The organism is Enterobacter sp. 22499 (genome assembly GCF_052044815.1).
In the GTDB taxonomy this organism is placed as follows: domain Bacteria; phylum Pseudomonadota; class Gammaproteobacteria; order Enterobacterales; family Enterobacteriaceae; genus Enterobacter; species Enterobacter bugandensis.
Genome location: NZ_JBQENR010000004.1, coordinates 281541 through 296295 on the forward strand (window position 1 = coordinate 281541; position 14755 = coordinate 296295).

General features: G+C 56.7%; 11 protein-coding genes. 2 read left to right on the forward strand and 9 right to left on the reverse strand.

Going from position 1 to position 14755, the window contains the following annotated elements; translation table 11 throughout:
* Nucleotides 1–8 precede the first annotated feature (8 nt).
* The 7 genes from ompL to yihU form a co-directional block, all read right to left on the reverse strand.
* The gene (ompL, locus tag ACTJI7_RS14800; protein ID WP_258150945.1) at nt 9–695 is read right to left on the reverse strand and encodes a porin OmpL; all 687 of its coding nucleotides are present in this window, start codon (nt 693–695) and stop codon (nt 9–11) included.
* Between the two features lie 74 nt (nt 696–769).
* Entirely contained in the window at nt 770–2194 is a 1425-nt protein-coding gene (locus ACTJI7_RS14805) for an MFS transporter (protein ID WP_258150944.1), read from the reverse strand.
* Between the two features lie 43 nt (nt 2195–2237).
* On the reverse strand, nt 2238–3620 hold the full coding sequence (locus ACTJI7_RS14810; RefSeq protein ID WP_022649848.1) for an MFS transporter: 1383 nt from the start codon (nt 3618–3620) through the stop codon (nt 2238–2240).
* A 45-nt stretch (nt 3621–3665) separates the two neighbouring features.
* Entirely contained in the window at nt 3666–5690 is a 2025-nt protein-coding gene (locus ACTJI7_RS14815; protein WP_126327360.1) for an alpha-glucosidase, read from the reverse strand.
* 16 nt (nt 5691–5706) lie between these two features.
* Nucleotides 5707–6948 (reverse strand): sulfoquinovose isomerase, encoded by a 1242-nt coding sequence (yihS, locus tag ACTJI7_RS14820; protein ID WP_023345127.1) that lies wholly within the window; start codon nt 6946–6948, stop codon nt 5707–5709.
* A 14-nt stretch (nt 6949–6962) separates the two neighbouring features.
* Complete coding sequence (gene yihT, locus ACTJI7_RS14825) at nt 6963–7838, reverse strand: sulfofructosephosphate aldolase (RefSeq protein ID WP_126327359.1); 876 nt, start codon at nt 7836–7838, stop codon at nt 6963–6965.
* Nucleotides 7839–7855: 17 nt separating this feature from the next.
* A complete protein-coding gene (gene yihU, locus ACTJI7_RS14830; protein WP_126818684.1) occupies nt 7856–8746 on the reverse strand; it encodes a sulfolactaldehyde 3-reductase in 891 nt (296 codons plus the stop codon).
* A gap of 155 nt (nt 8747–8901) precedes the next feature.
* Between yihU and ACTJI7_RS14835 the strand changes: the two genes are divergently transcribed.
* Both ACTJI7_RS14835 and ACTJI7_RS14840 read left to right on the forward strand, forming a co-directional pair.
* The gene (locus ACTJI7_RS14835; RefSeq protein ID WP_088204722.1) at nt 8902–9798 is read left to right on the forward strand and encodes a sugar kinase; all 897 of its coding nucleotides are present in this window, start codon (nt 8902–8904) and stop codon (nt 9796–9798) included.
* A 34-nt stretch (nt 9799–9832) separates the two neighbouring features.
* Nucleotides 9833–10627: a DeoR/GlpR family DNA-binding transcription regulator gene (locus ACTJI7_RS14840; RefSeq protein WP_032644939.1), complete on the forward strand. Its 795-nt coding sequence runs from the start codon at nt 9833–9835 to the stop codon at nt 10625–10627.
* A 36-nt stretch (nt 10628–10663) separates the two neighbouring features.
* Here the strand turns inward: ACTJI7_RS14840 and ACTJI7_RS14845 are convergent, their stop codons facing one another.
* Both ACTJI7_RS14845 and ACTJI7_RS14850 read right to left on the reverse strand, forming a co-directional pair.
* Nucleotides 10664–13594: an autotransporter outer membrane beta-barrel domain-containing protein gene (locus tag ACTJI7_RS14845; protein WP_440670960.1), complete on the reverse strand. Its 2931-nt coding sequence runs from the start codon at nt 13592–13594 to the stop codon at nt 10664–10666.
* 71 nt (nt 13595–13665) lie between these two features.
* Entirely contained in the window at nt 13666–14283 is a 618-nt protein-coding gene (locus ACTJI7_RS14850; RefSeq protein WP_063155521.1) for a hypothetical protein, read from the reverse strand.
* Between the last annotated feature and the right edge of the window lie 472 nt (nt 14284–14755).

The following is a 14755-nucleotide window of genomic DNA, read 5'->3' on the forward strand; positions in this document are numbered from 1 at the left end:
CTTTTTTATTAGAACGAATAACGTAACCCCAGGCGGATCCTGTACTGCTCGCGGTTGTAATCATTCCATCTGTCCAGCCACTGGAGTTCGAGGTACGGCAGCCAGTTTCTGTCGATCTTATAGCTGAACTTGTTGGTAATTTCCCAGTGATGGTCTTTGCCATTTTTACTGTGGTAATCATTTATCCGCTGGAAAAAATGCGGCTCAAAGGTATAGAAAAACGCATCGGTCACCTTGAAATTCCAGTAGTTGGCAAATTCGTGCGTGTCGTTCTTATCCATCTGCCCGTTATAGTCCGGCGTATCGTAATTGTTATGGTTATAGCGATAGCGGAACGTCAGATTAAACCCGTCCGTGAATTTATAGTTGGTATCTAAATAAACCGCGCCACCCGAACCGGCGCTGCTGTCGTTGATCAACCCGCCCGGCTGGAAGGTTAGTTTGTCCGTCGGTTTAAAGAGCGGATACCACCCCTCTATTTCGTTATAGCTGTGCTTGAGCTCATCCCACCTCCCCACGTTGTAGGCGTTGGTGAACATCAACCCCGCGCCCATATTGAAGTTATAGCCGGCACGCAGGATCACTTCGTGCAGCTCAGAGGCCGTATTGTAGGCTTCACGGGTTTCGACATAGGCCCCGGCGAATACCGGGCAGGACACAGACGACACGATCAGTACAGTGATGATTCTTTTCATAATTTGTCCATGTATCAGGTACAGAAAGGCCTCCCTCCTGATGAACAGGAAGGAAATACGGGCCGAATTTATTGTTATAAAGTGACTGCTGACGCTTTATTGTTGGGTGTTATCTCAGGGGTATTCGCTGACTGTTTTTTCCGTTTTCCAATCTCCTCGATGATAAAGGCGAAGCGCGCTTCGTTGAGTTTATAAAACAGCCCCATGGTCACGGCGGCGACGATTGCCAGGCCGCACGGCCAGAGGAAAATAAGCTGACGCAAACCCAGCAGCGTGCCCGCACTTTGCACGGCGTGGGGAACGTAGCCGATCTGGGTCAGCATGATGCCGGGCAGGAAGCCGGCGAGGGCGGCGGAGATTTTGCGCGAGAAGGTGTAGCCGGTGTAAACCGATCCCTCGGCGCGAATGCCGGTTTTCCACTCGCCGTAATCAACGGTATCCGGCACCAGCGCCCAGTTCAGGCTGTTCACAAACGCGGTGCCGAAAAAGGCCATGCAGGAAAAGAGCACGAACAGCAGGGAGCTGGTTCCCCAGAAGAAGTTCAGCACGTCGCCCACCGCCCACAGCGCCAGCCCGCCCAGATAGACCGGCTTCTTGCCAAAGCGCTTCACCGCGCCGGGTACCAGAAACACGCCAATCAGAATGCAGCCCATGCTGAAAAAGCCCATCCACGACAGCAGATGCAGGTCGTTCAGCACGTACTGGGTGTAATAGACCTGAATCGCCAGCTTGATGTTGAACGCGGCGAGAGTACACAGGTTGGCAATGCACAGCACCAGCAGCGGCGGATTGCGGAAAATCGCGCAGAACGATTTCAGAATGCCGGGCTTATGGTGATCGGGCGTTATCTCGACATAGCGCTCTTTCACCCCGCTGTAGCACCACCACATGCAGAACAGGCCGCCAGTGGCGAACACCAGCGCAGCCACCAGATAGCCGAGGGAGGGCTGGTGGACGAACAGCGCCTGAATGGGCATAAAGCCGACGGTGCAGAGCAACAGCCCCACCGTTGCGCCGCCCTGTCGCCACGCCGCCAGCTGCGCGCGCTCGTTCGGGTTTTTGGTGATGGCAGGGACCATCGCACCATAGGCGCAGTTCATCAGGCTATAGCAGAGCCCAAACATCATGAAGAGCACGGTGGCGAGCGCCGTTTTCACCGTCAGGCTAAAGTCGTTGGCCATAAACTGCGCCGTCGCGACCAGCGCCACCGGCACGGAGGCATACAAAATGAATGGCCGGAATTTTCCCCGCGCGCCGATGTTTCGCCGGGAATCCAGCAGCACGCCGGTCAGCATGTCGGTAAACGCGGTGAAAAACTTCGCCACCAGGAAAATTATGCCGCCGTAGAACGCGGGCATCCCCAGTTCATCGGTGTAAAACTTCAGCAGGTACAGCGTGCCAATACACAGCATCAGGTTAGAGCCAAAATCGCCCATCCCGTAGGCGCACTTCTCTCGCAGGCTCAATTTCAGGGTTAACGGATCAGTATTGTGTGTCATGGTCGATCCTCAGAGCGCCCCGCAGGGCGCTCTATCACGTCATTTAGGCCGTACGTTTGCGCAGTTCGATCTCTTCCACGATGCGCACATACATCTTCTCGTTGAGGTTGTAGAAGCAGCCCATCGCCACGATGGTGATGACCGCCAGCAGGCTCGGGTAGATAAATATCAGCTGCCGCAGCCCTTCAACCGTCCCGGCGGACTGCACCACGTTGGGCACATAGCCGATCTGCGTGAGCATGATCCCCGGGAAGAAGCCGGCCAGCGCCTGGGATACCTTCCTGAAGAAGGTAAAGCCGGTGTAGACCGTCCCTTCGGAGCGCACGCCGGTGCGCCACTCGCCGTATTCCACGGTATCGGACACCAGCGCCCAGTTCAGACTGTTCACGAACGCGGAGCCGAAGAACGCCAGGCAGGAAAACGCCACAAAGCTCACCGAGCCGCCGCCGAAGAAGTAGTTGAGCAGGTCGCCCGCCACCCAAATTGCCAGCCCGCTGATGTAGACCTTTTTCTTGCCGAAGCGCCGCACCGCGCCGGGCATCATAAAGACGCCGATAAAAATACAGCCCATGCTGAAGAAGCCCATGTACGACAGCAGGATCGGGTCGTTCAGCACGTACTGCGTGTAGTAGACCTGAATGGCGAGCTTAACGTTAAACGCGCCCAGCGTGCACAGGTTCGCGATACACAGGATAAACAGCGGACGGTTCCCGGCAATGGCGCGAAACGACTGCAGCAGCCCCGGCTTTTGCGCTGGATTAGCAGGCTGCGTCTCGACGTAACGCTCGGTAACGCCCTTATAGCACCACCACATAAAGAACAGCCCGAACAGCGAGAAGAGGGTTGCGGCAAAGATGTAGCCAAGCTGGTCGTTACCCTCAATCAGGTTCATCACCGGGACAAAGCCCACCGTACAGAGCAGCAGGCCGAGCGTGGCACCGCCCTGACGCCAGGCCGCCAGCGAGGCGCGCTCATCCGGGTTTTTGGTGATGGCGGGCACCATCGCGCCGTAAGAGCAGTTCATCATGCTGAAGAACAGGCCGTACAGCATGAACAGCACCGTTGCCATCACCGTTTTGCCGGTCATCTCAAACGGCGTGCCGACGAAGTTGGCAATCGCCAGTAAGGTCACCGGGAAGGCGGCATACAGCACGAACGGGCGGAATTTCCCTTTCGGGCCAATCTTGCGCCGGGAGTCGAGCATGATTCCGGTGCCCATATCGGTGAAGGCGGTAAAGAACTTCGCAATCAGGAAGATAATCCCGCCGTAGGTGCCCGGCAGCCCCAGCACGTCGGTGTAAAACTTCAGCAGATAAAGCGTGCCGATATCCAGCAGGATGTTAGAGCCGAGATCGCCCATCCCGTAGGCGAGTTTTTCTTTAAACGGCAGGCGTAGGGTTGCCGGATCGGAAGTATGTTGACTCATTATTGTTCTCCGTCTGCCCGCAGGTTTCCCTGCGGGCGAGCCTTATCAGATATCACGTAAGGTGCTAAACAGATCTGCCCATTCGCTGTGCTGGCGATAGAAGACCGGCGGTTTGCCGATCGGGGCATCAACGGTCACGTCACCGCCCTGGCAGGTTTCCCCGGTCCACGCATTGACCCAGCTGTCCTGCGGCAGATAGAGCGACCAGTCCCGGCGGCCCTCTTCATGAACCGGTGCCACCAGCAGATCGCGGCCAAACAGGTACTGGTACTTCAGCGTGTAGGCGCGCGCGTCGTCCTCGTAGTGCAGGAACAGCGGACGCATCACCGGCAGGCCGCTTTTCGCGTTCTGCGCAACCGCAGCTTTGATGTACGGCTTCAGGGTGGTGAACACGGTGGTCATGCGCGCGAAGTGCGCGATGGTTTCCGCATCGCCGTCGAACTGCCAGTTGTCGCCAGGGCGGTTGCCCTCGTGGGTACGCATCATCGGCGTAAAGGCGCTGAAGTCGCACCAGCGCAGCAGCAGCTCCTTGCTGCGCTTCATCTCGAACAGGGTGGTATAGCCGCCGATGTCGCTGTGGTGCAGGCCGTGCCCGGTCATCGCCAGCGACAGCGCCGCAGGGATGACGGACGCCAGGCCGTCATCCAGGCTCCAGTCGACGTTCTGATCCCCCGCCCACATCATCACCGAGTGCTTCTGGCTGCCGGTGTAGCCCGCGCGCATGAAGAACAGGATCTCGCCGAGTTTGCCGGTCTCCTGAAGCGCCTCGTAGTTACATTTCGCCCACAGGGCAGGCCAGGCGTTATGCATGATCTCTGCGCTCACGCCGTTGTGCAGGAAGGTATCGGTCGGCAGATATTCCCCGAAATCGGCCATCCAGCCGCCGCAGCCCAGTTCGATCAGGTTCTTTTTAATGACCTCTTTGTACCAGCCGTAGGCTTCCGGGTTGGTCAGGTCGATAACGCCCGCGTAGAACTCGCCGAATTCAACGTGGTAGTCCTCACCGTTGGCGTTTTTGGTCAGATAGCCGCGTTTCGCCGCCTCTTCGCAGAGATCTTTATCACTGGCGACGTACGGGTTGATATAGGAGAGGAACTGCACCCCTTCCTGTCTCCACTTCGCAATCCGTTCATCAAGCTGCGGATAGAGTTCGCTGTTCCACTTCCAGTTCCACATCACGCGTTTGCCGAAGGAGGTCATGCGGATGCCGGACCAGTCCTGCGCCCAGATGCCGTTTACCTTCACGCCGCCCTCGCGCATAGCGTCGAGCTTCTGCTGGCACACCTCGGTGCCGCCCTGTATGCCCAGCGTCACGCCGTCGTACACCCAGTCCGGCAGCTCAGGCTGACGTCCCAGCAGGCCGGTCAGTTTTTCCAGCAGATCGACGTAGGTTTGTGCACATTCGAAGCGCAGCGTGGCGTTATCTTCCCAGAACGCCAGCTCGTGGAAATCCGGCGCGCTGAAGTCAAAGTTCATGTAGCAGCTGTTATCCACGTGGCAGTAGTACTTCTGGGTGCTCACGAAGGTAGGCTGCGGAAAGAAGGTCCAGTAGTAATCGCCGCCCGCGTTCTCTTTGCAGTCGGCCTGCCAGGTGACGTAGGTCTGCTTGTTGCGGCCCACGCCCTGCTCGCTGGTCCACAGCGGGAACGGCTTGCCGCGCAGATCGAAATACGAGAACTGCTCGCCGCAGCCGTAGATATGATCTTCCGGCTGCGCCGCCAGCCGCAGCCAGATGCGGTTGTGGCCGGGAGCATCATTTTTCAGCTTCAGCTCCAGACGGCCTTCCGCATCCACGGCCACCAGCAGCGTGGCGCTCACCGCATCGCCGCGGGTAAAGCGGATCGCCCAGCCCGCGCTTTGCTGCGTGACGGTCGCGTCCGTCAGGGCAATCTTTTCGTTTAGCTTGTCTTTGATGCTGAAGTTGCCGCGAAACATCTCGATATCGGCCTCGCCTGCGCCGATCCACAGGCAAGGCGCTTCTTCGGAGTGGGACAAAATCAGGCGATCCTGCCAGCGCAGGGTGAAGCCACGTTCGTTATTTTTCAGGTCAATATTGTGTAGGGTACGCATAAAAACTCCGTCTTTATTATTTGGCCTGGCTGTCCAGCAATCCGGCGGCGACGGCAGGCGCTAAGCCCGGCGCCAGCGGCAGGCGGGGGATCACCAGGCAGTGCAGCAGATGGTAAATATCCTGCTTGCCGTCCCAGACTTTGGTGGTCACTTCGTTATTGGTGTCCAGCTCCTGCCACCAGGAACCGTTTTCGTAATCCATCAGGTACTTGATGCAGTAATCCCACCACTTCTGATACCAGGCTTCGTACTGCGCCTCGCCGGTCACGGTATAGAGGGCATAGGCCGTGCCCATCGCCTCGACGATTGGCCAGCGCACGCGTTCCCGCACGATAGGCTTGCCGTCCCAGCCCACGGAGTAGACAAACCCGTCGGCGCCGTCGGGTGCCCAGGCGTCGCGGATGGTGGCGTGGAACAGGCCTTTTGCATCTTCCAGCAGCCACTCCGGCGGGGTTTCAAAGCGCGCTTCCAGCGCGGCGCGCAGATGCAGCATCAGGCGGCCCCACTCAATCCAGTGCCCCGGCGTGCCGCCGTAGGCGCGGAAGCGGTGAGCAGGGTTATCGATGTTGTAATCGCGGATCGGGTTCCAGTCGGTGTCGAAATGCTCGTTAACGCGATACTCACCTTTGCGCGCCACGTCGTGAATAATCACCGAGGCGATGCGCAGGGCGCGGTCGAGCCATTTCCGGTCGTGGGTCACGTCATAGACAATCAGGAAGGCTTCCACGGCGTGCATGTTGGCGTTACCGCCGCGGTAATCTTCCGTTTTGCTGAAGGCTTCATCCCAGGACTCAAGGCACATTTGCTCCTGTTCGCTCCAGAAGTAGCGCTCAATCACCTCGATGGCATCGTCCAGCAGCTTGCGTGCCTGCGGGTGGCCGGTGGTGACGGCGCTCGCCGCGCCCAGCAGGACGAAGAAATGCTGATAGCCCTGCTTGGAGGCATCAATCACGCCTTCATCGTTTACGCAGGCGTACCAGCCGCCGTGCTGCTTGTCGCGCAGCGGACCGTTCAGGGCATTAATGCCGTGTTCAACCAGGGCATACGCGCCGGGACGGCCCATGTTTGCCGCCACCGCGTACACGTGCAGCATGCGGGCGGTGATCCAAAGATGGGTGCCCATATCGCTGCGAACCTGCCCGTTATTGCCCAGCCAGCCAAAGCCGGTCGGTACGGCGGCGTTTTTGCCGAAATCGAGAATGCGGTCGGTCTCTTGTTCGAGCCAGCGGTTGTGGCTCAGGGTGTTAAACCATTTCATGTTCGGGTCCTTTCTTAACGGCGAGCCATCATTTCGTCGACGATCTCACCCAGGCGCTGAAGTTTGGGTACGGAAATATCACGCAGCATCAGCTCGGTATCCGGCAGGCCAATCACCGATGACCAGACGGCGCGACCGGCTAAAAAGCCCGATGCCCCAGCCTGCATCGCCACGCTCACGGCGCGCGGGAACAGCTTATCGTCCACACCGGAGGAGAGGATCACCCACGGCATGGCGATGTTCTCGTTCAGCTTCTGCGAGGCCGCCAGCAGTTCCTGCTGCGTGCCCTTACCAAACAGCGGCATCTCCACCTTGTAGAGGTCGGCACCGCTGTCGCCCAGCTCTTTAGCCGCATCGATAATCGCCTGTTCGCGGTTAAATTCGGCTCCGTGACGCGGCGGACGCACCACAGGCTCGATAATGCTCAGCAGCCCGTTGTCGTGGCACAGCGTATTGAACGCTTTCACCATCTCCAGGCGCTGCTGCGGATCTTCATCGCTACGCCACAGCACCAGCAGCTTGAGCGCCTTGCCGCCGTCGCGTTTGACCGCCTGCGCGTCGATGCTTTTGTCGATCACCACGCTGTCGACCGGAATACCGTTCCCCGGAATAAACTCGTCGGCCGCCACAATCATCGCGCAGCTGTTGGCTACGGCCTGCTGCTCCACAATCTGGCGATAGCAGAACTGCTGGTCGACGAGAATGGCAGAGGCGTACGGCGACAGAATCTTCGCCGCGTTGACCTTAAAATCCGTCAGGTGCTGGTCGGTTACCGGCACCGGCGCGCCTGCGGCGGCAAACATCAGGCGCATCGCTTCGCGCTGATCCACGGCCAGCATTGCAAAACCGCCGGAAGGTCGGGTGATATCTTTCAGGGTGTACATCGTCATTCCTCAGTCCTTTCGTATCAGTGTGATTTTTTCAGCCCGGCAGATGCGCGAACCTGTTCAAGAATGGCCGTCCAGTCTTCGCGCCCACGCCCGGCGGCGCGAGCCTGGTTGTAAACTTCGCGGGACGCCGCGCCCAGCGGCATCGGAACGTGGAGCTGGTTAGCCACGTCCAGGGCGATCCCCAGATCTTTATGCGCAAGGTCGATCATGAAGGCGGGTGAAAGATCGCCTTTCAGCACCTTGTTCGGCCATGAGGTAGTGAAGTGGCCTTTACCCGCCGGCGTGCCGCTCATCACCTTCAGCGCCACCTCAAAGGAGAGACCAAGCGCTTCACACAGCACCGCCGCCTCGGCGGAAAGCGCGTTCAGGGCGATGCTCATGTAGTTGTTGATGAGCTTCACGCGGATGCCCATGCCTGGCCCGCCGGCGTTAATCAGCTCATTGCCCATCGCCATTAAGACGGGGGTGGCGCGTTCCACCTGCTGCGCGGTGCCGCCCGCCAGCAGGAGCAGCGTGCCGGCGATGGCATGGTCGGACGTGCGTCCCACGGGCACGTCCATCAGGCTGAAGCCGCGTTCAGCCATGTCACGGATCAGCGCGTCGGTTTGCAGCGGGTGGATGGTGGACATATCAATCACCAGCGCGTCGCGGGATAACCCTTCGCACACGCCGTGCTCGCCGAACAGCACGCTGCGCACCAGGTCGCCGTTTGGCAGCATGGTAATGACGAATTCGGCGTCCGTTGCGGCCTGAGCAGGCGTAGCCGCCGCCCGTGCGCCGCTCTCTACCAGCGCCTGAACCGCCTGCGGGTTCACGTCAAACACGTTAAGCTGGTGGCCTTGCTTCAACAGATTCTTCGCCATTGGCGCGCCCATCTGCCCTAAACCGATAAATGCGATCGCTGACATGCCTCTCTCCTGTCACATCGTGTCAATTTCTGCGCGTTTGTGTTGTCTGTTTTTGATCGTATTTGTAATTTATAGTCAAAAAATTGACACGGGTCACTTTTTAAACATTTGGTGAAATTAAAATGAAGGCATCAGAAATCGCAGAAGGAATCACCATGACTCGCATCGTTTGTGTCGGCATTACCGTGCTGGATCGCATCTGGTATCTCGATGATTTACCTAAGGAAGGAGGGAAATATGTCGCAAAAGACTATACGGAAGTGGGCGGCGGCCCGGCGGCCACGGCGGCGGTGGCCGCGGCAAAACTGGGTGCGGAAGTGGATTTTATTGGCCGGGTGGGGGACGACGATACCGGCAGACGGCTGCTGGCGGAGCTGGAATCCCTGGGGGTGAACACCCGCTATACACGCGTGTTTAAAGGTGCCCGCTCGTCACAATCCGCGGTGCTGGTGGACGCAGGCGGAGAACGAGTGATTGCCAACTACCCCAGCCCCGATCTGCCCGCCGAGGCAGACTGGCTGCATGAAATCGACTTCTCGCAATGGGATATCGTGTTAGCAGACGTGCGCTGGCATGACGGGGCAAAACAGGCGTTTACGCTGGCCCGTCAGCAGGGCGTTCCTACTTTGCTTGATGCTGACGTTACCCCGCAGGACATCGCGGAGCTGATAGCCTTAAGCGACCACGCGGCCTTCTCCGCGCCGGGCCTGCGGCGACTAACTCAGTTGGATAAAGCAGAAGATGCCCTGAAAAAAGCACAAACGCTCACAAATGGACATGTGTATGTCACTCAGGGGCGAGACGGCTGCTACTGGCTGGAAAACGGCGCCTTGTGTCATCAATCCGGCTTTGAGGTGAACGTGGTGGATACCACCGGCGCGGGCGACGTTTTCCACGGCGCGCTGGCGTTCAGCCTGGGACAGCAATCCACCGCCGCAGACGCCGTGCGTTTTGCCAGCGCCGTCGCAGCCCTGAAATGCACAAAGCCCGGCGGGCGCGCGGGTATACCCGACTGTGATCAAACCCGCTCTTTTTTGTCACTTTTTGTATAAAATGCGGGGCGTGATGGTTTTCAGAGGACAGCCCATGAGCCTTACCGAACTGACCGGCAACCCGCGTCACGATCAGCTGCTAACGCTGATTGCCGATCGCGGCTATATGAACATTGATGAACTGGCGCAGCTGCTGGACGTGTCGACGCAAACGGTGCGCCGGGATATCCGTAAGCTCAGCGAGCAGGGGCTGATCACGCGTCATCACGGCGGCGCGGGCAGGGCATCCAGCGTGGTGAACACGGCGTTCGAACAGCGCGAAGTGTCGCTTACCGAAGAGAAGCGGGCGATTGCCGAGGCGATTGCGGACTATATTCCCGACGGCTCAACTATTTTCATCACCATCGGCACGACTGTAGAGCACGTTGCCCGGGCGCTGCTTAACCATAATCATCTGCGCATCATCACCAACAGCCTGCGGGTGGCGCATATTCTGTATAAGAACCCGCGCTTTGAAGTGATGGTGCCGGGCGGCACGCTGCGCCCGCACAACGGCGGCATTATCGGGCCTGCGGCGACGGCGTTTGTGTCTGGTTTTCGGGCGGACTATCTCGTGACCAGCGTCGGTGCGATTGAGCACGACGGCGCGATGATGGAGTTTGACGTGAATGAAGCCAGCGTGGTGAAAACCATGATGGCCCACTCTCGCCACATTTTGCTGGCGGCCGATCATACGAAATTTAACGCATCCGCCGCGGTGGAAATTGGCAACGTGGCGCAGACAACGGCTCTTTTCACCGATGAGATGCCCGGCTCGGCGCTGCAAAATCATCTGAAATCCAGCAAGGTTGAAACGGTGCTGGCCTGTACCAGCGATGATATCGCCTGAAGCAAAAAGCCGCTGATTTCTCAGCGGCTTTTTTTGTTATTTGAAGCTGTATTTTATTCCCAGCATTCCCTGCGTATCGCTGTAGCCTTTATCGCCAATCTGCTGTGCCACATTGCCCCAGACGCTAAGCTGCGGGGTAATCTGCCCCTCTACGCCCGTCTTTAACTCACCAATATTGCGCGTACCGCGCATCTCATTGCTGACGTCATCCATGCGGATGCGCGTGGTCTGGGTATTGTGGATCCAGTTCGCTTCAATAAACGGCTGGAAGGTGCGTGATTTAGCGTCATCCATCGCGTTATGTCCGCTGATATAGGCCTTCACGCCGAGACGCGTCATCAGGTTGCCCTGGGTTTCGTCTTTCACCCGCGTGCCGTTACGCTCGCGATGGTCGTCAGCCTGCACGTCCATCCAAACGGCCTGCGCCTTCGGCTGGATCCAGTAACTGTTGCGGCCGCTTTCACCCACCTTAACGCTATAGCCCGCTTCGACAGAGGCGGTTATGCCGCTGGAGCGATAACGCTCGGTCGCCTGGTCCTGCCCCATCACCTTATTGTCAAACCAGTTATACAGCACCCAGCTATCAACGTAGGTGCCGCTTTTATCGGCTTCGTTTGCGTACCAGGTACCGTACAGACCTACGCTATAGCCATTCACTTCGCCACGTGAGTGGTATCCGGTCAGGCTGGAAGCGCTCCGGCTCTGGCTGTTACCGTAGCCCGCCATCAGGCCAAGATGCCAGCGGTCCAGGCCATCTGTGCTCCATTGGGCGATATCGCCACCCAACTGCAGCACGTAACGGTTGGCTGTCGTTTTTAGCTGGCCGCTGCCGTCGTTGAAACGCGCATGCCCGCCGACGTTACGCATCCAAAGGCTCGTCACTTTTTGCTCGCCGGTGAGCATGTCGGTGTACTGCGTTTCACCCAGACGATCGTGCAGGCGGGTCATAAACAGCGTATTTGCCGCATAGCTGTTTGCCTGATAGCTGCCAAATTCTGGGCGATACTGATGCTCGCTTTTCGGCGGCGCAGGTGGCGGTACCGGTTCTTGTGGCGGAATCACCGGGTCGACGGGCGGATCTACCGGGACGACAGGCGGGTCGACAGGGTCAACAGGTGGATCCACCGGGTCAACAGGCGGGTCGACGGGGTCGACCGGTGGGTCTACCGGGTCAACAGGAGGATCTACCGGGTCGATCGGTGGGTCAACGGGTTCAGCCAGGCTGGTCAGAAACCAGTTCTTACCTTTCTGCACAACGTTATAGTCATAACCCCCCGCTACGATACGGCTGGCTTTCTCAAACGTTCCCTCCGAGTTGCCGCCAACGCTGACTATTTCAATCCCTTCAACGGTTTGTGCGCCTGCACCACCAATGTTGTTTACGTCAACCGCGGTACGACCAGATGTGTTTCCTTCAATAATCAGCCTGTCAGTTTCAGAGGTATCGTCAGACAGCACGGTATTGAAAACCAGCTTGCCGCCGTTGCCTGTGTAATCCTCGTTGATGGTCAGGGTTTGCCAGGCCGCGTCCTCAGCATGCTGGAAATTTATCGTGCCGCCCGCGTTCAGGGTCAGGCTGGTCAACGTTGAGCTGTCGCGCATATTCCAGACGGCATCATTCATCGTAAGCGCGAGAGTACCGGTCCCAGCAGCGTTGCTTTCTATGTACGATGCTCCGTTCCACAGCGAGCTGTTACCCATTGTCAGCGTAATGGTACTGTTTTGTGCCGGAAGGGTACTGTTGGCCGCGACGCCACCTGCGGCGAGGATATCGCCGTTAAGGAGGAATTTTCCGCCTGCAGAGGCATCAATAATTCCGCCATTGCTGGCGTTCAGGGCATAGCTACCCTGGTCGCGCTGGCCTGCGGTGGTAATGGTTGCCCCACCGTCGAGCGTTATCACGCCGCGTGACCAGGCATACATCCCGTGCGGTGCCTGGGCGGAGCTGCTGGTTTTCTCGCTGCTGTTGACCGCAATGGTGACGTTATCTCCCACATTTACCGCTGCTGTATAAGCGTAGATGCCATGCGCGCTGGCACCGTTGGTGGTGATGGTCGCGCCTTCATCAAGGGTGATGGTTGACGAGCCGGTAGAGTACACGCCGGAGGCACTGGCTGCGTCGGTGGTAATGGTCGCTTTTTTTCCCAGCTCGATTCTGGAGGCAGAACCCGCATACAGGCCGTAGGCCGAGGTGCCAAACGTTTCGATGGTGGCCTCATCCCCCAGACGGACGGATGAGCCGCTCTGGTTGGTACGAATTCCCTCGGCGTAGGTACCCCGCGTCACAATATGCGCACGATCGCCGACGACAATGTTATTTTTGGCCTTCGAGGCATCATTCAGTGCATAGGCGCTAATACCGCGACCGGTACTGCCAGTGGTTTCGATATAGAGATCGTCACCCACATAAATATTGGCGGAGCCGAGAGAACCCTGGCTGAAGGAGCTGTACCCGGCATTGATGCCATCGCCGCTTTGGCCATTAACGTAAATGTGGGTGCGGTCGCCGGTAATGATAAACACTGGGTTATTCGGCGTGTTCATACCGTGGGTACGAATACCGTCGACATCTTTACCGTTATTGGCAGCCACTTTTGACTGGGTACGAATAGTCAGGTCGTCACCAAATATCACCCCCGGGCTGCCGGACGTGGAGTTCTGAATAACGGTCACGGAGTGCTCAAAGGCTTCCGCCCCCGGCCCTTCGAGAGTGATCCCATCCCCGTAGACTGGAATATTGCCAGGGCTGTACTGGTAGACATAGTTAGGATCGCTGGTATTTTTGCTAAAGTTCGCGTTTGCCGTTGCAGGAATCAGCGCCTGTATTTCCGCAGGCAAATCCGTTACTGCTCCGGTGGCTGGTAAATTAGCAAAATCGATAACTGCAGCATTCGCGGTAAATAGCGCTGACGATAGTGCCAGCGAAATCGCAACGGCGACAGGTGAATGTTTCAATAAATATGGCATAACTGCCCCCTTTCTTTCAGGCGTAAAACATCCTCCACACCATTAAATGTGGGTATGTTAAGAAGTTGAAATTACAAAATAGAAACGAGAATTTTATGAATGCTGGTACCTAACTTCCTCTCTAATCGTATTTTATGAACGTAAATTTTTTTCACATCAACGCTGGTTGTTTTTATTATCTCCCGGAGACACACCCCTGAAATAAGTCTGTTAAGTAAAGTGAATTCAACAGTGTTCAGGGTATTACCACGCCTGCTGCTCACTCGCCTGCCGGAAAAAAGATGGTTAATTTTTTCCTGCAATATAGCGTCATCGTCATCTGCATAAATAGTTCCCTTTATTTCACTGTGGTGAGCGAAAAAATAGTGAGCCAACGCCTCCAGTTTACGGTCCGCGATAAGCACGATGTGCATGTTAGTCATCGCCAGATGTTCAATCCATTGCGGATCGACAAGCAGGCGCAGGTTATACATCGAAAAATCTACAAAAATAAATCCGCGTAATAAATGATTCTTGTTCCCAGATAATATTTTATTTTCTACTGCAAGTTGCAGGAAATGATTTCCCACCGGCCAAACTGCGAAGGAGGCGCTGCCACAGTATTGTGAGCGCACCGTGTTATCCGGAAATAACTGACAGGACAATTCGCAGCTTATACAGCGGACAACCTTTTGCGACGATGTTATCATCCAGTCCACTCCTGTCTTATTTTCATTATCAATATTTCACTGCCTTTCAAATGTGTCAATCTTGAAACATATCCAGCGTTTCTGTCGTATTTATGAGAAATAATGCCAGAGAAAATAAATTCCTGGCTGTCTCTATTCTTGCAGGCCGCAGACATAGCGACAGAACATTGATTGCCAGACCTTACCCAGGAATATTCATCAATCCATTAAGATTATTCGGCAAAAACAACCCCGGAAGGAAATTGACGAAATAGCACTAATAGCTAAAGATTCGTCACCTCGTTCTGCCTGAACGTCAGTCTTTTCTCAACGTGTGGCTCAATATAATTATTTGACCTGGTGAAGTGTAATGAAATCTCATTATGTCCTTTTAGCTGAGGCTCACCTAAGAAAACCGATTTGTAATCAATTGAAAAATAATGCGATGTTTCTAATCTTAGGTACGGGTGTGTCGCGCTCTGATCCTTCTGAC